Genomic DNA, 21,512 nt, shown 5'->3' on the forward strand with positions numbered 1-21,512 from the left:
GATTGTTCATGCTATTTCTTTTTGCGGATACCGTAAGTCGCCTGCGCTTTGGCCTTTGCCTTGGCTTTGGCCCGTTGCTTACGCGGATTACCGCGGCGCTCCAGACCTTCGTCAAAGCTGGGTTCAAAACCCGTCAGCCAGATCATCGGCAGCGGCCGTTTGATCAGTGCTTCGATATCGGCCAGCAGGTTTTCTTCATCCCGCGCCACCAGACTGATGGCATGACCATCATTGCCTGCGCGCCCGGTACGGCCGATACGGTGCACGTAATCTTCGGCATTAAATGGCAGTTCAAAGTTCACCACATGGCTTAAGGCAACAATATCGATACCGCGCGCGGCTACGTCGGTGGCGATTAAGGCGCGGATTTTACCCTCGCGGAAATCGTCCAGCGCCCGCTGACGCGCGCCCTGACTCTTATCGCCATGCAGGGCATCGGCTTTGATACCATCCAGCGCCAGCTCTTTCACCAGTACATCGGCACCTTGCTTGGTACGCACAAACACCAGCACCTGCTGCCAGTTGCCGGAGCCGATCAGAAACGCCAGTGCCGCCGCTTTTTTGCCTTTATCCATCTGATACAGCGTCTGCTGAATGGCATCGACGGTGCTGTTCTCTGGTGTAACTTCCACCAGCAGCGGATCGCTGAGCATACTGTACGCCAGATCTTTTACCGTTTTGGGAAAGGTGGCAGAGAAAAACAGCGTCTGCCGTTCTTTTGGCAAAGCGCGCAGGATGGCAAAGATTTCATCGCTGAACCCCAGATCGAGCATACGGTCGGCTTCATCCAGTACCAGCGTGCTGACCGCATCCAGCGTCAGTGCTTCCTGACGCAGCAGATCCAGCAGCCGCCCCGGCGTGGCCACCAGAATCTCCAGCCCCTGAGCCAGCGCATCAATCTGTACCTTCAGGCTGACGCCACCATAGGCCACACCGGTACGCAGGCGCGTGCCCTGGCTGTAACGCACGCTGCTGTCGGCAACCTGCTGTGCCAGCTCTCGGGTCGGGGCAATCACCAGCAGGCGTGGCTGTTTGGCAGTGGCTGGCTCCTGCGCCAGTAAGCGCTGAATCTGCGGCAGCAGAAAGGCGGCGGTTTTGCCGGTACCGGTCTGTGCTCCGGCCAGCACATCGCGCCCGGCCAGCACGGCCGGAATCGCGCCCTGCTGTACCGCCGTTGGCTGTGCATAACCCAGAGCTGCAAGGGTAGAAAGAAGCGGGTCAGTAATACCCAGATCGGCGAACGCCATGGTGAAATTCTCAGGCCAGAAAAGCCCGCATTGTAACACGGGCCAACCTGTCTCAGCCCTGATACTGCGCCAGTGCCGCAGTAACCTTCTGCACGTAGTTGCGTGTTTCTTCGTATTTAAGCCGCGTGCGCAAATGGGCGTATACCTGCTTAGGGCTCATGGCATTAATGCGCCGCGCCGCCTCTTTAACCGAGGTGTTGCCACTGAAAGCGCGGGCCACGTTACCGGCACCGGTGTTGTAAGCGGCAATCACACAATAAAGGCGGCTTTGCGGATCGGTGATGGCGCTCAGATACTGGCGGTCGAGAATATGCAGATACGCGCAACCCAGCTCAATGTTGGTCTGTGGTTTAAACAGCTCGGCACCGGTGAGCAGGCGCTCTTTGCCATACACCTTTTTCGTCGCATCACGCCCGGCACTGCCCGGCACAATCTGCATCAGGCCAAAGGCCGGTACATGGCTCTGCGCCATCGGGTTAAATGCCGACTCGGTCTGCATAATGGCCATGACCAGAGCCGGAGACACCTGCCATTTAGCAGAAGCCGTCTGCACCAGCGGCAGGAAATTCTGTGCCCGTGCCGGTAACGCCCCAGCCTGCAGCGGAATGGTGATGGTAATCACCTTACCTTTGCTGGTGTTCTGCTGTTGTTGTTTGGCCTGACGCAGCAGGGCATCGATGTCTTCCTGACGGATACCACTGACCCCTTGCGAACTCGACGGCGGCTGACTGCCGGCTACTGTGTTCAGCAATGGGTCCTGCTGGTACGACTGGCGGATACTGGCCTGCACCACCTTTTCGAATTCGGCGCGGATGCGCGCTTCACTCAGACGTGCGGCGTCTTCACCGGTAAACGACAGGCGGACTTCGTTATGCTCAAAGTCCACCACACGGCGGGTCTGCAGACGGTTATCGTATTCCACCCAGACTTTCTTATCGGACAGCTCCGGGCGACTCCAGACCCGCCCAAGACGGTTCTGATAATCTTTGTAAGCCGCCAGATAGGCCTGGCGATACTGCAGCCATTCCTGCTGAATCGACGCCGCCCCCTCCCGCTGCAGACGCTGATAGCGTTCAAAACCGGTTTCAGCACGAGCAACGGCAGGCAGCAGCAAAGCGCCACCAAGAGAGATACTGAAAGCAAGCAGATCACGGCGTTTCATCGGTTTTCCTTTATCTTTCCTGAAGCGGGACACAGCAGAGCGGCTACAGGGTAGTGCATCTGCCAGCGCAAACGAAGTATGGCGGTTTTTTGCGCTGGATCGTTTTTCCGTCAGGCAATCGGAGTTTTAATTTAAACCCCTACAAAATGCCGCTATAATCCCCGCGATTTCAATAACGGTAAGCCGTGAAACCACAGAGTTCGCGCCTTGACTGAAGAATTTATTACCCCCAGGTGCTGCTACCTTGCAGGTAACAGGCCCTATAAGAGGACTCTTCCGTGAAACAACTGAAAGCACTGATCCTGGCAGCAGCCACTCTGCTGATGGCCCAAGCCCACGCTGCAACTGACGCCCAGAACGACAAAATCGCTGAACGCATCAAGCCAGTCGGCACTGTATGTGTTGGCGCTGAGTGTGGTGGCGCGGCGGTTGCTCCGGCAGAACCTCGCTCTGGCAAAGAAGTGTATCAAACCGCTTGTACCGCCTGTCACGGCATGGGTGTTCTGGGTGCTCCGAAGACCGGTGATAAAGATGCATGGGATTCCCGTCTGGCCAAAGGTCTGGACAAAACCCTGCAGAATGCCCTTAACGGCCTGAACTCTATGCCGCCTAAAGGTAACTGTATGAACTGTTCCGATGACGAAATCCTGGCTGCTATCAAGTACATGTCAGGACGTTAACACGTCAGAACATAAAAAAAGCCGCATCGTTGAATGCGGCTTTTTTTTGCCCGGAATCTGCCCTGCTCAGCTTAACCCGCCCAACTCAGCCCGCCCAGCTCAGCCCGCCGATGACACCAGACGGATCACATCTGCATAACCCGGCGGCTTCTGCACCAGACCACGCTGGCGCAGCAGACCGTGCAGTTGCGGTAAACGGTAGTAGGGTACCGATGCCATCAGATGGTGTTCGATATGAAAATTCACCCGCACCGGCGCAACAAAGCTGCGTGCCAGCCAACCAGCATGGGTTGTCCGGGTGTTACGCAGCGGGTTATCACTGCCTTCGGTCATGGCATGCTCAGCCATTGCACGGATACGGATAAACAGCGGATAAGGGATCAGCCAGGCTGCCACCCACAGCAGATACAGTTGTGGCCAGCCAGCTGCCCACAACAGCAGGAACAGCAGACCGTTCACCAGTAGCGACGGCAAACTGTTGCGCATAAATGCCGCCACATAGCTGAACAGGCTGCGACCTTCGCGGGGCAACCACTGCACATCATTGGCGACGGTCCACTGCAGCATGCCCGCATTCATCAGCGCGACCCCGGCCAGATATTTCAGCCCGGTCAGGCCACTGAGGTCTCGGACAAATTTGCGCAACATTGAAACCTTGCTGGTTGGCAGGCCGCGCACCAGAGACAAATCAGGATCATCATCGCGGCCGGTAAAACTGTGATGACGCATATGGTGGCTGCGGTAGCGGTACAGATCCAGACTGATTGGCCGCGCACACAGCCAGTCGCTGAGCTGATTATTGCCAAAGCGGCTGTTAAACAGCGTATTGTGACTGGCCTCGTGGGCCAGAATGGCCAGCGCCAGCTGACGCCCGCCCAGAATCATCAGGGCCAGTAACACACCAGGCAATAACAGATACCAGGGCTGCTGCAGAGCCCAGGCCGCCAATATAAAAGCCCCGCCAATAATCAGCCAGGTGGATGCAATCGCCCAACCGCCGCGCCAGTCGGAACGCCGGGTCAGAGCGCGGATTTCTTCGCGCGACAGAAAGTCGGTTACTTTCGGACTGCGTTGCTGACGCAGAAGATCATCGTTAGATGCAGACATAGGCCCTCGCACAACAGCAGAATTATTCTTATTCCGTCATAGTACCCACAAAACACTACATTAAAAAACGTATTATTTAATTTTATGTAATGTTTCTGATCAGGCCTGCGAACGATTGCTCTGCTGATAAAGAGCCTGCCAGATATCGTGACCCACCCGGTCATACTCCAGCAGCACATTCAGATACACTGCCCGAGCCTCAGCGTCGATCAGCCCGGCAGGCAACAAGGGGTCGAAAACCATCTGCCGGATAGCCTCATCGCCCAGCAGAAACGACTCCCGCGCCGCCTGCTCAAGCGATAGTTCAGGCACCCGCTGCAGCCACTCCTGTAAAATCTGTGTCTGCTGCCGGTAGCCGTTGTTCAGAGCGCTGCAGTCCCAAAGTCCCACAGCCCGTTGCTGACGCACACTATCGAGCCCGGATAACTGAAAAACCATCTGCTCCTCTCCCAGCTTCTGCAGGCGTATACGTAATGCCTCACTACTACCGGCCAGATTATCCGGGCGCAGATACAGTTCCCGCTCCAGCTCGGCGCAGCCACACAACGCCAGTGCCCGTTCACGTACGGCCAGTTGCTTACGGTCGCTGCGGCCAAGACCGGCACAATGCACGGCCAGCCACTGGCCGCTCCAGGGTTGTAACTGTGCCACCGATTCCCGCCAGCCACGGATCTCACCGGCCAGCGTCCAGGCCCTCGGGGTAAGCTGATATTGTCCGCGCGCAGTAGCTTCAATCAGGCCTTCTGCCGTCAGACGGGTCAGGGCGACACGGATGTGGTTCTCAGCAATATCAAACAAGGCACCGGCACTGATGGCATCACGGGCGCTGAGCTGTTGCCCGTCAGCCGCCAGCAGCAGTTTCAGAATCAGGGGTTTGGGTTGCAGTTGCATAGACAGCCTTTATTACAGACAGCGCACCTTAGCGCAGCCCACTGCAAACACCAAGTGCACGCGCCCGCCATTGAGTGGCGATTAATAAACATAAATTCAGCGAAACACACTGGCGGAAATCCGTCGTCAGCCGCACGTTATTGTAGAAAAAATGCACTTTTCGCGGTTTTTTTCGTAAAAATTTTTTACACCCTCTGGCGGAAATCTGAGCCTCGGCTATATGTTATGCGAAATAAATTTTCCTCTTCACTTTCCTCAGTAGCGGAGATCAAAACATGGCTGAAGAAGAACTGGATATGCAGGACGAAAACATGGAAGACGATGACGAACTGGAAGCATCTGCCGATGATGACAGCGGCGACGATTCTGACTCTGATTCCGACAGCAGCGATAACGAAGATCTGGCTGCTGCGGCTGCCAGTGCACATTCCTCTCTGGCGGCACGCAATAAAGTACGCGAATCCATGGCGGCCGAAATAGAGGCGTTCCTCGCCCGCGGGGGTCAGATTCAGCAGGTTGACGATAACGTCATGGCCGATCCCCCACGCAAACCACAATCCAGCTACGGCAGTCGTCCGATCTGAGCGGAGCGTCTGTCCGCCACTGGTATTAGGCCGGAGCCGTCAGCCTCTGACGGAGCCGGTCTGCCACTTACGGGCCAGATGATGCCGACCGGTCGACATTTCCCGCGTTTTACTCACACCTCTGTTTTTTTAGCTGGTATGCTCGCCCCAACTTCAGGCAGGAAGCCAGAATTATGTTTATTTATTCAAAGAAGTCCCGGCGCCGTATGCATGCAATTCCCGCAGCCATTGCTCTGTTAGTGGTTACTCTTTTCTGGCTTTTTTCCGGTGCGCATAAAGCACAGGCAGAAACCGTCTTTTCGGCTACTGAGCTATCCAGCTGGTCGGTTGAATGTGAAGACTGCCATCTGGAAGCTCAGTACGATGTTATCGTCGGCGATGTGGTTCGCCTCGAAAGCCGTGAGCATCTGGCGTTACAACGCAGCGTTAAAGAGCAGCCAACACAGCCGCAATTAAGCTGGCGTTGGAGTGTCGACCGCTCTGTCGACAGCGGCCCGCTGGTACGGGTGTCGGTCTATCTGCAGGATACCGACGACTGGCCAGAGCGCATTATCCATTACGTCTGGGACAGCAGCCGCGAAGCCGGAAGCCATGAAGCCTTATCCGATTTTGAATATCTGATCGTCGCCACAGGCCTTGGCAGTAAAGCTGAGAGATGGGAAGAGGTCAGCGCCGATCTGAATGCCGACTGGCAGAAACTTTATAACGAACCGCTGCCACCGCTGGATCATCTGGAAGTAGCACTGGGTATGCCGGAGCAGGATATTGTTGCCGGTGCCTTTATCGAAAAAATCAGTCTGACATCTGCTCAGCCAGCGCCGCAACCGCAGCCGGCAATTGCGATAAATGAGTAATTTCCTGATCGGGCTGAACATCTGCTTCTGCCCAGGCAGCATCGCTTAAATTCACCCAGATCGTTTTCATTCCCAGGCGCGCCGCCGCCACAATATCCTGCTCCTGATGATCACCGATATGAATGCACTCCTGTGCACTCACGCCGGCATGCTGCAGTGCCGCCTGAAATAAATCCGGTTGCGGTTTCGGAGCACCCAGCTGCTCGGCAGTGAAATACGCATGAAACAGCGTGTTAATGCCGATCAGTTCAAGGTCGGCGTTGCCGTTGGTCAGCGCGATTAACGGATACTGTGCCGCCAGTTGCTGTAATGCCTCAGCGGCGCCATCAAACAACGTGACTTCACTGCGCGCCCGGTAAAACACCTGGAATGCCTGCGCGGCAAGCGCGGCAGCGCGTTCACGTTCCACACCGCTTTGCATAAATACCCGGCGCAGCACTTCCTCGCGCAGTTTTGATACCTGAAAACGCAACTGCGGATAGCACTCAGCAATCTGATTACGGTACTCACGCAGCGCTTCGAGGCTGTAGAAAGAGGCCGCCTGCGGGCAGTGTTCACTGATCCAGGCGTGGGTTTTGCGCTCGGCCGCGACAATCACCGGGTCGGTTTCCCACAGGGTGTTGTCGAGGTCGAGGGTCAGCAGACGTAACGCCAAACTCAGGCCACCGGAATCTGTGGCAGACGCAGGGCTAGAATATCGGCGATATAGTCGAGGAACAGGGTATCCATCGAGCTGCGGTAGTAACCCGGGTCGGCACTGGCAATGGTCAGTACACCATTATTGCCCTGACCACGGATCTGCGCCGCGGCCACCGAGCGGGTGTCGGTGGTATCAATTCCCAGCAGGCGGGCAATATCTTCAGCACTGAGCTGACCGCAAAGCGCGCGGTGGCCTTTGAATAAGCGATGAATATTACGCTGGGTGTCGGCATTGCGGATCGCCACCAGCGGTGCATCGAGATTACGCTCGGTAAAATGCAGCAGCGCCCAGGCATCCACACCAAAGTCTTTGCGCAGGGAATCATCCAGTGCCGCCTGCACCGCCAGCCAGTTTTCTGCTTCCACCAGCGCCAGCACCAGACGACGGCTTTTCTCAAACAGCTGGTCATTACGGCGGGCGTTTTCCAGCAGATCGGACAGACGCTGACGCAGCTCGACGTTGCGCTGGCGGTGTACCGACAACTGGCGTTCAACCAGACTGGTCGCCGCGCCGGCATTGTGCGGTACGCGCAGATCGGCCAGTAAGTCGTCTTTGCCGATAAAAAAGTCCGGGTGGTCCTGCAGGTACTGCACGACATCGGCATCGGTTAAGCGGGGTTGCTGGCTCATTCCTGTCCTTCCTAAATATTGATCCGGCCTTCGAAGACCGTCACCGCCGGGCCAGTCATGCGTACACTTGACTGACCATCCCATTCTATAAACAAATCACCGCCGGGCAATGACACGGTAACACCAGGCTTCAGCCAGCCACGCAGCTGACCGGATACCACCGCCGCACAGGCACCGGTACCACAGGCGAGGGTTTCGCCCGCACCACGTTCATACACACGCAGGCGGATATGGTGCTCGTCCACCACCTGCATAAAGCCGACATTCACTTTGCGCGGGAACAAACGGTGCGGTTCGATCAGTGGTCCCCACTGCTCGACCGGCGCCGTGTCGATATCCTCAACTCGCAATACCGCATGCGGGTTGCCCATCGAAACAGCACCCAGCGCCACCTCACCAATGCCTTCGATGTTCACCTGATATTCAGGTGCAAAGCCATCGGCGATAAACGGAATCTGCGCTGGTTCGAGTACAGGCTTGCCCATATCGACCACCACCTGACGATCGTCGGTCAGGTGCAGTTCCATAATGCCACTGGCAGTTTCAACGCGGATATCACGCTTGCCGGTCAGGTGCTGATCGTAAACAAAACGGGCGAAACAGCGCGCGCCGTTGCCACAGTTTTCTACTTCACTGCCATCGGCGTTAAAAATACGGTAGCGGAAATCCACATCCGGCTTACTGGGCTGTTCAACGATCAGCAGCTGATCGAAGCCGATACCGAAATTCCGGTCTGCCAGTTCACGCACCCGGTCCGGACGGATATGACCACTCTGGGTGACCAGATCGATCACCATAAAGTCATTTCCCAGACCGTGCATTTTGCTGAACTTTAACCACATAGTTGTATTCGCTCAGTTGGCCGGCAGAACAGATTCACCAGCATAGAGGCTGGCAATGGTTTCGCGCTCACGCACCACATGGGCCTGAGTACCATCGACCATAATCTCGGCAGCGCGGCCACGGGTGTTGTAGTTGGATGCCATGACAAAACCATAAGCACCAGCCGACATTACCGCCAGCAGATCGCCTTCGCTCAGTGCCAGCTCGCGGTTCTTACCGAGGAAGTCACCGGTTTCACACACCGGGCCAACCAGATCGTAAGTACGCAGCGGCGCATCGCTGTTCTCAACCACAGGTTTGATGTCCTGCCAGGCGCTGTACAGCGCCGGACGGATCAGGTCATTCATCGCACCGTCAATGATGGCAAAGTTTTTGTGGTCGTTCAGCTTCAGGTATTCCACACGGGTGAGGAATACACCGGCATTGGCGGCCACAGAACGGCCCGGCTCAAAAATCAGTTTAAAGCGACGCTCGCCCAGACGGGCTTTAACCGCGGCAATATATTCTTCGGCACTGGCTGGTGTTTCATCACGGTACTGCACACCCAGACCGCCACCCAGATCGAGGTGCTCAATGGTGATGCCCTGCTCTGCCAGGGTGTCGATCAGCACCAGCAGACGATCCAGCGCGTCGAGGAACGGACGGATCTCGGTCAGCTGACTGCCGATATGGCAATCCACACCTTTCACTTCCAGGCCCGGCAGGCTCGCCGCTTTGGCGTACACGCGCGGCGCATCGTTAATATCGACGCCGAACTTGTTGTCTTTCAGACCGGTGGAAATATAAGGGTGGGTCTGGGCATCGACATCCGGATTCACACGCAGGGAAACGTGCGCCACCTGACCGCGCTCAGTGGCAACCGCACTCAGACGCTCCAGCTCGGCTTCGGACTCGACGTTAAAGCAGTAAACGCCCACTTCCAGCGCGCGCGCCATTTCATGGGCCTGTTTGCCCACGCCAGAGAACACCACTTTTTTCGGGTCTCCGCCTGCCGCCAGCACACGCTCCAGTTCGCCCAGGCTGACGATATCGAAACCGGCACCCTGTTGCGCCAGCACGTTCAGTACTGCCAGGTTGGAGTTGGCTTTAACCGCGTAGCACACCAGATGCGGCCATTCGCCCAGCGCTTTGGTGTACGCGTTGAAGTGTTGTTCCAGAGCGGTACGGGAATACACGTACAGCGGTGTACCGTGCTGGCTGGCCAGTGCGGCAAGAGAAACCTGTTCGGCGTGCAGCACGCCATTCTGATATGTAAACATCGGCATGGTGAGGATTACTTTTCCATAGAATCTGCGGTGGCAGGAGCATCCTCCGGCAGATACAGCGGGCCTTTTTGTCCACAGGCAGACAGTCCGGCTGCCAGCAGCAGGGACAGTAAGATGAAAACAACGGGGCGTGCACGCATCATCGGGAATCTCCGGAATTTGGCGGCATTATACGGGGATTCCTGCACACTGTCTGCGGCTGCAGAAGGCAGATAATACTCAGGGATTGCTGTCGTTCACGGCCTGATTCAGACGGTTTTCAAGCCGCTGCTTTACCTGCAGGTGCTCAATAATGCTCAGGCTGTCAGGCAGCACGATATCACTCAGGCAAAGAGGATAGGCTTCATGACTGCTGCGCAGACGACGCACCTCAGCCGCCACTTCACGGTAGAGATCACCACCAAATTGCCAGGCACTGTACTCCAGATTATTGCAGTACAGAGTGGGTTGCTGCTGCGCATCCAGCACCGCGCGCAGGTCGATGCTGGCACTCTGCTCCGCCAGCTCCGGCAAGCGGCGGCGCACCATCTCAAACTCATAGCTCTGTGGTTTACGGCGCAGTTCATACAGCATCAGCTTACGTGGCTGCACCCTCCCGCTCTGCTGCTGCCAGCGCTGATCAAGCTGGCGCAGAAAACGCACCAGCGGCAATAACCACTGACCGCTGTTACCCGTGTCCGGCCATTGCTGATGCAGCAGTGCGCCTTTTTCGTCGAGAAAATAAAAGAACAAGCGCCCGTCTTTGCGCCAGTAAAACAGCTGCCACAAACCACTGCGGCTTTGCTCGAAAATCAGTCGCAACGGGCTGGAATGCAGCGCCGCACGGTCGAGGATATAGGGCGTAAAATGGGTAAGTGGCCGCTGCAGCAGCGCCAGTAATTTCATCGGGGAATCAGCAATGCGCAGCTGTACACCCTCGCGGCTGTTTTCCAGCAGGTAATAGGTTTCGGCGGCTTCAATCAGATAAGGCGAGCGCGGCTGTTCGCTGAAGTGGTTAAGCACATCATCGAGCAGTTGCTCGACACGAATGCGGATGGCACTGGAGCGGGTGGCACAGTGGCACTGAATATTCATCGCCGGCCAGCCAAACTGTTTTACCTGCGGCAGGTACTGCAGCATATGTTGCAGACACTGCAGCATGGCGGCATCGCCGCTGAAGCGTTCCACCAGCCATTCGCCCCAGCTGTTAATGCTGACCAGATCGATGGTCAGAATCAGGTTTTCGCGCGCAGCACTGTAGCCCAGTGCATCGTCGCGGTTGCTGATTTTCTGCATACCGCGTCGGCTCAGCTGATGCTGCGGATCGACGCCGACATTCACCAGCAAGTGCCACTGCAGCGGCCGCGCCGGATGGCGGAAATCTTCGGCCTGTGGCTGATAAGGCTGCAGCGAACGGATTACCTGCAACACCTCTTTCAGCTCGTAGGTACTGAGCGGGTTGTACTGCGGATAAAGCGCAATCCGCGTATGACTCTGCAGCAGTTCATTAAAGCGCGCGAAACACAGCAGCTCGACCAGACTGGGCGATTGTTTCAGCACCTGTTCGCGGTCGGGTGCGGCGCCGGGATCAGCCTCGTTACGGCGGAACTGACCGGGAATTAATTGCCAGACATTCTTGCGCAGATTCAGCGACAGCTTTTCCTGCCCCAGCGACGGGCTGATACCCGGATTGATGCTGATTATTTTTCCCGGCCGGGTATCGAAGGCAGCGTATAAGCGGTTACCCAGCACCTGCAAATCGCCTTTGCTGATATGCAGGCGCGGCGCGTATTTCTGACTGAAGCCGGCCAGAAAGCGATAGCTGCTGAGCATCTCGCTGATCAGCGCATTACGCTCGCGGGCAATGCGTACCGGCGACCATTGCGGGCGCTGATCCAGCTCGTAAAAATCGTGTTCGCTCCAGCCCCAGCCGGCGCACAGTTTGCGCATCACCCCGGCACGCCAGCTGTTCTGCTGGGCGCTGCTCAGCTCCGACATCGGGAGTCTGGCTTTGTAATAAAACGCGCGCCGTGCCAGCTGAATGCGCACATCGCTGCCTTCGCTCTGCAGCTGTGCGGTCAGCCGGGTCAGCATCAGCAGGTAGGCATCGTTACTTTCGACATCCACCATGCCCTGATGCACCTGATCTTTCAGATCCCAGCACAATGGGCGGATACGCGGATACTGGCTGGCATAGTGGCGGGTCAGCAGCAGTTTAAGCAGCGATTTATAAGGGTCACTCAATCCCTTATTCAGCTGCCACAAACCGGCACCGACAAACTCGGCTGGGGGAATGCTGGGGATGGCACCAAAATCCAGCCAGTGGTCAGCATGCACACGGTGATGATGAACCAGCCCCTGCCAGAAAGCCTCGGCATTACGCTCTTCTTCATTGGGAATAATCCACCAGCGCGGCTGGCAACCGGCCAGCCACAACGCACTGCGGTAAAACTCATCCAGCAACAGCAGGTGCTGGGTGCTGCCGCAATCTTCGCCCTGTGCCGACTGACTCTGGCCACGGCGAAAATCGCTCAGATTCATCAGGAAAAAGTGCAGCTCAACGTTCTGGCTTTCTGCCCAGCGCTCAATCAGTTCACACTTTTTTCCCAGCGCACTCAGCTGGCCATTATCCAGGCTCTCGTCGTAGCACAGCCAGACATCCAGATCGCTGGAGCGCGCCTGCGCCAGCGAGCCGACACTGCCCATTAAATACAAACCGGTGATCTGGCGGTTGCTGAACCCGCGTGGCGGCTGCACGCCACGGGCAATGCTCTGCAGACTCTGCAATTGCTGCGCGCTGGCGTTGTAATGGGCGATGCCACAGGGCACCTGATGGTCAATAAAACCGGGAAGTTGCTGGTGATTAAGATGCAGCAGCAGTGGCAGCACATCGAGCACGATCTGCTGGCGGCTGGTCATCAGACTGCGGGTACACTCAAGCCGCGCTTTATTGAGTTGCAGAAACGCGCTGTGCCACTGGTGAACCTGTTGCTGAGAGATCGGACTGGTGATGGCTGGTGTCATCCCCAGAGTATAGATGGCATTTCAGGCCCGGGATGTTTGCGGGCGGCCAGAGCGCCCTGAACGGAGCAGAAAAAGAAGGGAAATCCCGTCAGCGCAGAAAGCAGAGCCGGCGGGATTATGCCGATATAAACCGGCGCTTATTTCATCAGGGCGCGTACATAGTTCGGCAGCGCAAAAGCGGCAACGTGTACGTCGGCATTGTAGAAACGGGTTTCGAAACCGGCAGCAGCAACGCGCTCAGCAATCTGCTCAACGTTCTGCTTGCGCAGCTCGGCATTGTCGGTCGCCCAGGCCAGAGACATCAGGCCACCAATGTAGGTTGGTACCGGCGCCACGTAGAAGCTGGCATCGCTGTACAGCTTGCTCAGACGCTGGAAAGTATTGGTAACTTCCTGACCCTGCATAAAGGGAACACCGTTCTGCGCCACCATAATGCCGCCGGCGTTCAGACAGGTTTTTTCGTCTTTGTAGAAATCGGAGGTGAACAGCACTTCACCCGGACCGATAGGGTCGGTGGAGTCGGAGATGATCACATCAAAGGTGTCCTGACACTGGGCCACAAACTCTTTGCCATCGGCAATCACGATATTGGCGCGCGGGTCGTCGAAAGCACCATTGGAATGCTTAGGGAAATACTCTTTGCACATGTCGATCACGCTGCCGTCGATCTCAACCTGGGTCACGTGTTCAACATTTTTATGGCGCAGCACTTCGCGCAGAATGCCACCATCACCGCCGCCGATAATCAGTACACGCTTGGGTGCCGGATGGGCAAACAGCGGCACGTGTACCATCATTTCGTGGTAAATAAATTCATCACGCTCGGTGGTCTGCACCACACCATCCAGCAGCATTACCCGGCCCATAAACGGCGTATCAATAATCTGCAGATGCTGGTGCCCGGTTTTCACCTCAAATAACACTTCGCTGACGGTGAAGGACTGGGCATAGCCGTCGTACAGACTTTCAGAAACAACGTTTTTTGCAGACATGGGGATTCCTGTAATGCAGAGCTTAAGTTCGGGCGGGATTATAACGGAATGATGTGCCGGAGTCAGACCGCAGAATTAACGCCGGCGACAGGCGACAGCTTTGACAGGGCGGCAGCTTTGACAGGGGTGGCAAGGGCAGGAAAGAAAACGACACCGGCCAGAGAGCAGACTCTACTGACCGGTGTGCGCTGAGCATCAGGCGTCTTTGCTGACCACTTCCATCAGATCAACATTCTGGAAGCCACGCGGCAGTTTATTACCACGGCGGCCACGCTCACCCAGATAGTGCTCCAGATCGGCAAACTTCAGTTTCAGATGACGCTTACCGGCATACACCAGCAGCGTGTCTTCCTGACTGAAGGCTACCGCGCCGACCATCAGCTCTTCGCGGGCCGCGGCTTTAGCGCTGTTGATGCTGATCATCTTGTTGCCCTTACCGCGCGCCATCTGTGGCAGATCGGCGGCCGGGAACACCAGCATACGGCCTTCATTGCTGACCGCCGCAATCCAGGATTTCTCCGGATCGCTGATCTTCGCCGGGGCCAGAATGCGGGCGTTATCCGGCACGGTAATCAGATTTTTACCGGCTTTGTTTTTGCTCTGCATATCGGCAATGGTGCCGACGAAACCGTAACCGGCATCGGTGCTGAGCAGATACTGTTCTTCGTCTTTGCCCATCAGAGCACAGATAAAGCTGCTGCCGGCCGGCGGATTGAGCTTACCGGTCAGAGGCTCGCCCTGCCCCCGCGCCGATGGCAGGGTATGCGCCTGCAGACTGTAGGAGCGACCGGTGGTGTCGAGGAAGATCGCGTTCTGGTTCGACTTACCTTTGGCGCTGACCAGGAAGCTGTCACCGGCTTTATAGCTCAGGTTTTCAGCATCCACGTCATGGCCCTTGGCGGCACGTACCCAGCCTTTCTGTGACAGCACAACAGTCACAGCTTCCGCCGATACCAGCTCGGTTTCGCTGAAGGCGCGGGCTTCACCACGAACCACCACCGGCGAGCGGCGTTCGTCGCCGTATTGCTCGGCATCGGCACTGATTTCTTTCTTGATCAGGGTTTTCAGACGACGCTCAGAGCCGAGGGTTTTTTCCAGATAATCGCGTTCTTTTTCCAGCTCATCCTGCTCACCGCGGATTTTCATTTCTTCCAGTTTGGCTAAATGACGCAGTTTTAATTCGAGGATGGCTTCAGCCTGAATATCGGAAATACCAAAGCGCTGCATCAGCACCGCTTTCGGTTCCTCTTCGCGGCGGATGATTTCGATCACTTCATCGATATTGAGGAAAGCGACCAGTAAACCTTCGAGGATATGCAGACGCGCCAGCACTTTGTCGAGGCGGAACTGCAGGCGGCGACGTACGGTTTCGGTACGGTAGCTGAGCCACTCGCTCAGCATCAGCTTCAGGTTTTTCACCTGTGGGCGGCCGTCCAGACCAATCACGTTCATGTTAACGCGGTAGTTCTTTTCCAGATCGGTGGTGGCAAACAGGTGCGCCATCACCGCATCGGTATCGACCCGGTTGGACTTGGGCACAATCACCAGACGGGTCGGGTTTTCGTGGTCCGACTCATCACGCAGATCGGTTACCAGAGGCAGTTTTTTCGCCTGCATCTGGGCGGCAATCTGCTCCAGAATCTTGGCACCAGAGACCTGATGCGGCAGTGCGGTAATGACGATATCGCCATCTTCAACGGTATAGACCGCGCGCATTTTTACGCTGCCACGGCCATCGCGGTACAGCTTACGCAGATCTTCACGCGGCGTGATGATTTCCGCTTCGGTGGGGAAATCCGGCGCAGTTACGTGTTCGCACAGGGCTTCGATGCTGGCCTCCGGATCATCCAGCAGGTGAATACAGGCGCTGGCCACTTCGCGGATGTTGTGCGGCGGAATATCCGTCGCCATACCCACGGCAATACCGGTGGTGCCGTTAAGCAGAATATTCGGCAGACGCGCAGGCAGCGTGCACGGCTCGTCCATGGTGCCGTCGAAGTTCGGCTGCCACTCCACCGTACCCTGACCCAGCTCGCTGAGCAGCACTTCGGCGTAAGGCGCCAGTTTGGCTTCGGTATAACGCATGGCGGCGAAGGATTTCGGATCGTCCGGCGCACCCCAGTTGCCCTGACCATCCACCAGCGGGTAGCGGTAAGAGAACGGCTGCGCCATCAGCACCATGGCTTCATAACAGGCGCTGTCGCCGTGCGGGTGGTACTTACCCAGCACGTCACCCACGGTACGGGCCGACTTCTTATATTTGGCGGTATGCTTTAACCCCAGCTCACTCATGGCGTAGACGATGCGGCGCTGCACCGGCTTGAGGCCATCACCAACGTGCGGCAGCGCACGGTCGAGAATGACGTACATGGAGTAGTTGAGGTAAGCGTTCTCGGTGTATTGCTTCAGCGACTGGCGCTCGACACCATCATCGGTGTAACTGATCTGATCCGTCATAAGTCCTGCAGGGCTGAGTTCTGATGGAATGAATGCCGCCGATTGTGACCGACCCGGCGACAGAGAACAATCTGTGCGGCAGTTCAGCGAAGAATATTCTAAAAATTAGAACGATACCGGCTTATTTTTGTGATTTTCATTCCAACCGACAGAAATATACTAACCTCCGACAATCAACGATCTGAACAGATACTGAGGAGCAAGTTATGGCCAGCCTGATCAATGGTGAAACAAAAGACCTCGACGGCTTCAGCGTTACCCGGATTCTGCCCAGTGCGGTGAAGAAAATGGTCGGGCCCTTTATCTTCCTCGATCATATGGGGCCGGCGCTGTTCAAACCGGGTGAAGGGGTGAATGTACGCCCGCATCCGCATATCGGCCTGTCGACCCTGAGCTACCTGTTCAGCGGCAGCATGCTGCACCGCGACAGCCTGGGCAATGTGCAGGAAATCTTTCCCGGCGAAGTAAACTGGATGACCGCCGGCCGCGGCATAGTGCATTCCGAACGCGAAACGCTGGAGGTACGCTCGCGTGAGCACGAGCTGAATGGCCTGCAGTTCTGGCTGGCGCTGCCACCGGAAAAAGCCGAAATCGAGCCATCATTCCAGCATGTGAAAAAAGAGCAGCTGCCGCATTATTATCTGGAAAAAACCATCATGCGTCTGATTGCAGGCGAAGCCTACGGCATGACCTCGCCGGTACGCACTCACTCGCCGATGTTTTTTATCGATATTATCAGCGCCGCCGGAGAGCAGATTGCACTGCCGCATCCGCAGTATGAAAGTGCGGTATATATTCAGAGCGGCTCGTTAAATATCAGCGGCCAGCGCTTTAACGCCGGTGATTTTATTCTGCTCGACGGCGATGAAAGCATTCAGGTCGAAAGCCACAGCCGTTTTGTGCTGCTCGGTGGCGAACGCTATGAACAGGTGCCTTATATCCGCTGGAATTTTGTTGCCTACAGCCGCGAGCGCATCGCTCAGGCGGAAGCCGACTGGCAGGCGCAGCGTTTTGCTCCGGTGCCTGGTGACGAACGTGAATATACGCCGTTGCCGGGCAAGAAATAACGCAGAAGAATTACGCGAGAAAGTAATAAAAAATCCCGGCGTTGGCCGGGATTTTTTTATCGCATCAGCCTTCGCTGCACAATCCCTGCATGCGGATCTTATTGGTCCAGTGCAGAAAACCGTGGCTGGTTGAATACTGAGTGGTTACCGCGCTCAGGCGGCCATTACACTGAGTCATCAACTGCTGTTTTGCCTGATCGACATAGTCAGTATCAAAGACAAAACCCAGCACAACGGTCTGTTCGGTTTCAGCCGTTACCACGCTGCGCTTTTCTGCAGCAGGTACATCATCAAAGTCGCTGACGTGCTGCATATGAACCGAATGGGTACATCCGGTCAGCAGCATCAGTGGCAGTAATATACGGATTTTCATTCCTGCTTACCCCTTGTGGCAGTAGCCAGTGGCAACCACTTCGCGGATTACAACCGGGATAAATACCGTGTGCTGAAACTTGGTCAGGATGCCTTCTACTTTACCGCCGGCGCACTGGCTTTTCAGATCCAGAATGGCTTCATCAACGAAGTCGTTGCTGAATGCAATACCAAGGAAAGTCCAGCTGCTGGAAGTCGCGCTGATTTCATTGCTGCGCTCGGCCGGTACCTGGGTCAGGGAAACAGAGTTGAGGCTGACACAACCAGTCAGGGCCGTCATTAATACCGCCAGGGTGATAAAACGTTTAAACATATTCTTTATTTCCTTATTTCTCAGCGGATGCAATAAGCATCGACACCTACGATTTCACCCGACACCGGGCCTGCTGTTTTTGCTTCACGAATGGCGCGGATACCGGTCAGGCGGCCACTCGGGCATTCCACCAGCAGGTATTCCTGCAGTCGCTGCGCATAAGCGTCATCAAAAACCGGGTTACCGGTACGCGGTCCCATATTGATCAGCGCCAGAATATCGCGCAGTTGCTTAAAGTTTTCAGCTGTTCTGCCGCGACTGGCAACACGGCCAATTTCGGCAGCGGCCGTTGCATTAAAACCGGTTTCACTCAACCGTACGGAAACGGGTACTAATTCACCCTGAGACTGATCAATACTGCCGATCTGAACATGATCCAGACGCGCGCAGCCAGCCGTCAGGGCAAGCACCAGTAGTGCTGTCCAACGCATATTTGCTCCTAAAGTAAAAGGCAATGAACTATTGCCGGCGCGGATTATAAAGACAAATACCCGCTATGACGAAAAAGAATTCAGCGGAGGCAGGATAGGCTTATTATTACTGTTATTGTAATTCGGCGAAGTAACGCTGATAGAAGGCTTCTCCGTCCATAGGCATGGCATAATAATAGCCCTGTACCCATTCGCAGCCGAGACGATGCAGGGTTCCTTCCTGCTCTTTGTTTTCTACTCCTTCGGCGACAACAATAAGTCCGAGACTCTTGGCCATCAGGACAATAGCACGGGCAATTTCGTAATCGTTGATATCGTCGTTGATATCGCGCACAAACGACTGGTCAATTTTTAATACGGTTACCGGCATGGATTTAATTTTACTCAGCGAGGAATAGCCGGTACCGAAATCGTCAATCGCAAAATCAACGCCCATCGCCCGTAATTCACTGATTTGTTGCGAGACTTCCGTAGTGCCGGACATCATCAGGCTTTCGGTAACTTCCAGCTCCAGCCAGCGCGGATCAAAATCCAGATACTGAAGAATATCGGCAACGGTAGAGGCAAAACTGGAATTAATCTGAATCGGTGATACGTTGACCGAAATTTTATCGAGTATTAATCCCTGCTGACGCCAGAATAAAAACTGCTGACAGGCCGAGCGTAATACCCAATAACCAAGCTCTACGATCATGCCACTGGTCTCAGCCAGCGGAATAAAATCATGCGGCGAAATCAATCCGCGAACAGGGTGTGGCCAGCGCAGCAGTGCTTCAACCCTTCTCGGCATAGCTTCACCAACCCGGAACTGCGGCTGGTAATTCAGTATAAAACTGTGCGATTCCAGCGCCGAGCGTAAGTCCTGCTCCAGCGACATTCGTGAATGAATGCTGTCGGTCAGCTCCCGCTGATAGTGGAAGCTGCGGTTACGTCCCAGCTCTTTGGCTTTATGCAAAGCAGCATCCGCATTACGGATCAGTTCATCCACACTGTTACCGTGCTGCGGATAAATACTGATACCGGCACTGGCAAACACACTGAGCAGATGGCCCTGCAGGCTGTATGGCCGCGAAATAACCTGCAGCAACTGATCGCATTTTTCCTGAATACGTTCTTCACCATCGATACGGCTGAGTACAACAACAAACTCATCACCGCCTAAACGCGCACAAATATCAGAATCACGGACATTATTATGCAGACGATGGGCAACGTCTTTCAGCAGCAGGTCACCGATATCATGGCCGATGGTGTCGTTAATATCTTTAAAACGGTCAAGGTCAAGAAAGATTACCGCCAGCAATTCTCCGCCGCGGCGCGCCATATTCAGCGCATATTCGAGTTTCTTATTCAGTGACAGACGATTCGGCAAACCGGTTAATACATCATGGTGGGCGATATGCTCCAGATTCTGCTGAGCTTTTTTCAGTTCGGTAATATCGCGGCTTAAACCAAACACGCCAATGCAGCGTCCGCGTTTGTCATAAATAGGGGTTTTCTGGGTTTCCAGCAGCATGACACTGCCATCCACGCCATGTACCCACTCTTCATTGACATTCATATGCTTACGGGCAACGGCTTCTTTATCTTTGGCACGGAAAAAGGCTGCTGTTTCCTGATCGAATACATCAAAGTCTGTATGCCCGACCGGATCTTTACCCATCAGATTCACAAACTGTTTATTGCAGAAAACATAAATGCCATTACGGTCTTTATAGAAAATAATGTCCGGAATTGAGTCGAGGATATTTTTGATAAGTTCAGTGCGGTCATCCAGTTGCTGGTCACTGAATTTGCGCCGGCGAATCTCCGACCAGATAAATAATCCGATTGAGGTAAAAAATACCGTTACTGACAACAGCAATAAAAAGAGATTGCGATAGTTCTGCCAGAAGCCCGGCGGCTCATGAACAAAAGTGGTTTTTTGTGGAAAGTCATCATGATCAAAACCTGCCCGGGCAGCCAGTTCGGCATCGATCAGAGTCAGATTGGCAGGGTGCCAGTCTACCGCTATACGGTCCGGATTTTCTCCAGCCAGAATCCGTAATGCCATATCTGCAGCCTGCCCGGCACTGTCTGTCATATCGGTTACGACACCGCCCAACAGGCCATCACCAATACCAAAAGGCGACAGCGACCAGAGTGGTGAGCCGGAATGGTTGCTGATAAACAGATTGGATTTTTGCAGGGGTTTAACCTGCTTATCAGCATCCTGATAAGCCGACAGCAGCAGTAAGGGTTCGCCGCGCAGTTCAGACAACTCATCCGCCAGCTGCTGCCAGCTCAGCGTTGCCAGCGAGTGTACGACCAGCTTCTGACTCAGGCTGTCTGCCGCCTGCTGCAACTGCAACAAACGTTGCGCGCTGCGTGGCAGGCCATCATTGATAACGTGTAATTGCTGGAATCCCGGATAGAGATAGCGCATCAGCGCCATAAATTCGTAGACAGGCAGCGCATCGTAGATGCCGGTATAACCGCCCTGACTCTGTACATGACGGATCAGTTCGCTGTCGCTGACACCGAGAAAAACCACCGGCGCCTGCCCCACGACCTCACGCCCTTCGGCAGCAACCAGTTTTAAAGCTCCGTCACCGGCAACAATCACCAGATCGTAACGCTCTCCCTGCTGCTGCTTGGCACGTAAGAGTTGTGCATAGGCGTGGAAGTATTCCTCCGTGGCCTGCAGATCGGAGTCCATAAATTCAACATGCAGGGTTATATCATGCAGGGGATTACGGTTAAGTGCATGCTGGACCGTGTTAACAATGTTGTCGGCGGCAGGAAATAACGGCTCATATGACAGCAGCAGCAATACATGAGCAGCTGCTAAGGAGGATGCTCCTGCTGTCGCCCCCATGGCAGGAGTCAGGGGCAGCATTAACAGCCATAACAGCAGATGCAGGCGAATCTTCATC

General features: G+C 55.3%; 20 protein-coding genes. 4 read left to right on the forward strand and 16 right to left on the reverse strand.

Going from position 1 to position 21,512, the window contains the following annotated elements; translation table 11 throughout:
• Nucleotides 1–11: 11 nt before the first annotated feature.
• Both HUF18_RS03235 and HUF18_RS03240 read right to left on the reverse strand, forming a co-directional pair.
• Nucleotides 12–1,247, reverse strand: a complete 1,236-nt coding sequence (locus HUF18_RS03235) for a DEAD/DEAH box helicase (protein WP_225691124.1) — start codon at nt 1,245–1,247, stop codon at nt 12–14.
• Between the two features lie 52 nt (nt 1,248–1,299).
• Nucleotides 1,300–2,409, reverse strand: coding sequence for a transglycosylase SLT domain-containing protein (locus HUF18_RS03240; RefSeq protein ID WP_225691125.1), 1,110 nt, complete (start codon nt 2,407–2,409; stop codon nt 1,300–1,302).
• Between the two features lie 278 nt (nt 2,410–2,687).
• Here HUF18_RS03240 and HUF18_RS03245 point away from each other — a divergent pair, with 278 nt between their 5' ends.
• Complete coding sequence (locus HUF18_RS03245; protein WP_225691126.1) at nt 2,688–3,089, forward strand: c-type cytochrome; 402 nt, start codon at nt 2,688–2,690, stop codon at nt 3,087–3,089.
• A gap of 99 nt (nt 3,090–3,188) precedes the next feature.
• On the opposite strand, the gene HUF18_RS03250 is transcribed toward HUF18_RS03245, so the two are convergent.
• Both HUF18_RS03250 and HUF18_RS03255 read right to left on the reverse strand, forming a co-directional pair.
• Nucleotides 3,189–4,196 (reverse strand): fatty acid desaturase family protein, encoded by a 1,008-nt coding sequence (locus tag HUF18_RS03250; protein ID WP_225691127.1) that lies wholly within the window; start codon nt 4,194–4,196, stop codon nt 3,189–3,191.
• A gap of 99 nt (nt 4,197–4,295) precedes the next feature.
• Nucleotides 4,296–5,087 carry a PaaX family transcriptional regulator C-terminal domain-containing protein gene (locus HUF18_RS03255; RefSeq protein WP_225691128.1) on the reverse strand — a complete coding sequence of 264 codons (792 nt, stop codon included), beginning with the start codon at nt 5,085–5,087 and terminating at the stop codon, nt 4,296–4,298.
• A gap of 275 nt (nt 5,088–5,362) precedes the next feature.
• On the opposite strand from HUF18_RS03255, the gene HUF18_RS03260 reads away from it, so the two are divergent.
• The gene (locus HUF18_RS03260; RefSeq protein ID WP_145467772.1) at nt 5,363–5,671 is read left to right on the forward strand and encodes a hypothetical protein; all 309 of its coding nucleotides are present in this window, start codon (nt 5,363–5,365) and stop codon (nt 5,669–5,671) included.
• A 173-nt stretch (nt 5,672–5,844) separates the two neighbouring features.
• Nucleotides 5,845–6,525, forward strand: a complete 681-nt coding sequence (locus HUF18_RS03265; protein WP_225691129.1) for a DUF3047 domain-containing protein — start codon at nt 5,845–5,847, stop codon at nt 6,523–6,525.
• Here HUF18_RS03265 and HUF18_RS03270 read toward each other — a convergent pair.
• From HUF18_RS03270 to parC, 8 genes are all read right to left on the reverse strand, one after another.
• Nucleotides 6,464–7,180 carry an HAD family hydrolase gene (locus HUF18_RS03270; protein ID WP_225691130.1) on the reverse strand — a complete coding sequence of 239 codons (717 nt, stop codon included), beginning with the start codon at nt 7,178–7,180 and terminating at the stop codon, nt 6,464–6,466. The two genes, HUF18_RS03265 and HUF18_RS03270, sit on opposite strands and share 62 nt — an antisense overlap.
• Before the next feature lie 2 nt (nt 7,181–7,182).
• The gene (locus HUF18_RS03275; RefSeq protein WP_225691131.1) at nt 7,183–7,854 is read right to left on the reverse strand and encodes a DUF484 family protein; all 672 of its coding nucleotides are present in this window, start codon (nt 7,852–7,854) and stop codon (nt 7,183–7,185) included.
• An 11-nt stretch (nt 7,855–7,865) separates the two neighbouring features.
• Nucleotides 7,866–8,696, reverse strand: coding sequence for a diaminopimelate epimerase (dapF, locus tag HUF18_RS03280; protein WP_225691132.1), 831 nt, complete (start codon nt 8,694–8,696; stop codon nt 7,866–7,868).
• 12 nt (nt 8,697–8,708) lie between these two features.
• The gene (lysA, locus tag HUF18_RS03285; protein ID WP_145467762.1) at nt 8,709–9,962 is read right to left on the reverse strand and encodes a diaminopimelate decarboxylase; all 1,254 of its coding nucleotides are present in this window, start codon (nt 9,960–9,962) and stop codon (nt 8,709–8,711) included.
• Nucleotides 9,963–9,970: 8 nt separating this feature from the next.
• The gene (gene lptM, locus HUF18_RS03290; RefSeq protein ID WP_222428519.1) at nt 9,971–10,102 is read right to left on the reverse strand and encodes an LPS translocon maturation chaperone LptM; all 132 of its coding nucleotides are present in this window, start codon (nt 10,100–10,102) and stop codon (nt 9,971–9,973) included.
• Between the two features lie 79 nt (nt 10,103–10,181).
• The gene (locus HUF18_RS03295; RefSeq protein WP_225691133.1) at nt 10,182–12,965 is read right to left on the reverse strand and encodes a class I adenylate cyclase; all 2,784 of its coding nucleotides are present in this window, start codon (nt 12,963–12,965) and stop codon (nt 10,182–10,184) included.
• Between the two features lie 137 nt (nt 12,966–13,102).
• A complete protein-coding gene (gene speE / locus HUF18_RS03300) occupies nt 13,103–13,957 on the reverse strand; it encodes a polyamine aminopropyltransferase (RefSeq protein WP_225691134.1) in 855 nt (284 codons plus the stop codon).
• A 195-nt stretch (nt 13,958–14,152) separates the two neighbouring features.
• Nucleotides 14,153–16,414: a DNA topoisomerase IV subunit A gene (gene parC, locus HUF18_RS03305; RefSeq protein WP_225691135.1), complete on the reverse strand. Its 2,262-nt coding sequence runs from the start codon at nt 16,412–16,414 to the stop codon at nt 14,153–14,155.
• Nucleotides 16,415–16,620: 206 nt separating this feature from the next.
• Between parC and HUF18_RS03310 the strand changes: the two genes are divergently transcribed.
• Nucleotides 16,621–17,481, forward strand: a complete 861-nt coding sequence (locus HUF18_RS03310; protein ID WP_225691136.1) for a pirin family protein — start codon at nt 16,621–16,623, stop codon at nt 17,479–17,481.
• 64 nt (nt 17,482–17,545) lie between these two features.
• On the opposite strand, the gene HUF18_RS03315 is transcribed toward HUF18_RS03310, so the two are convergent.
• The 4 genes from HUF18_RS03315 to HUF18_RS03330 form a co-directional block, all read right to left on the reverse strand.
• Nucleotides 17,546–17,854, reverse strand: coding sequence for a hypothetical protein (locus tag HUF18_RS03315; RefSeq protein WP_225691137.1), 309 nt, complete (start codon nt 17,852–17,854; stop codon nt 17,546–17,548).
• Between the two features lie 6 nt (nt 17,855–17,860).
• Nucleotides 17,861–18,166: a hypothetical protein gene (locus HUF18_RS03320; RefSeq protein WP_145467749.1), complete on the reverse strand. Its 306-nt coding sequence runs from the start codon at nt 18,164–18,166 to the stop codon at nt 17,861–17,863.
• A 20-nt stretch (nt 18,167–18,186) separates the two neighbouring features.
• Nucleotides 18,187–18,597, reverse strand: a complete 411-nt coding sequence (locus HUF18_RS03325; protein ID WP_145467747.1) for a hypothetical protein — start codon at nt 18,595–18,597, stop codon at nt 18,187–18,189.
• A gap of 112 nt (nt 18,598–18,709) precedes the next feature.
• Nucleotides 18,710–21,511 carry an ABC transporter substrate binding protein gene (locus tag HUF18_RS03330; protein WP_225691138.1) on the reverse strand — a complete coding sequence of 934 codons (2,802 nt, stop codon included), beginning with the start codon at nt 21,509–21,511 and terminating at the stop codon, nt 18,710–18,712.
• Nucleotide 21,512 lies beyond the last annotated feature (1 nt).

The organism is Thalassolituus sp. ST750PaO-4 (genome assembly GCF_020320405.1).
Lineage (GTDB): Bacteria > Pseudomonadota > Gammaproteobacteria > Pseudomonadales > Oceanobacteraceae > Venatoribacter > Venatoribacter alkanivorans.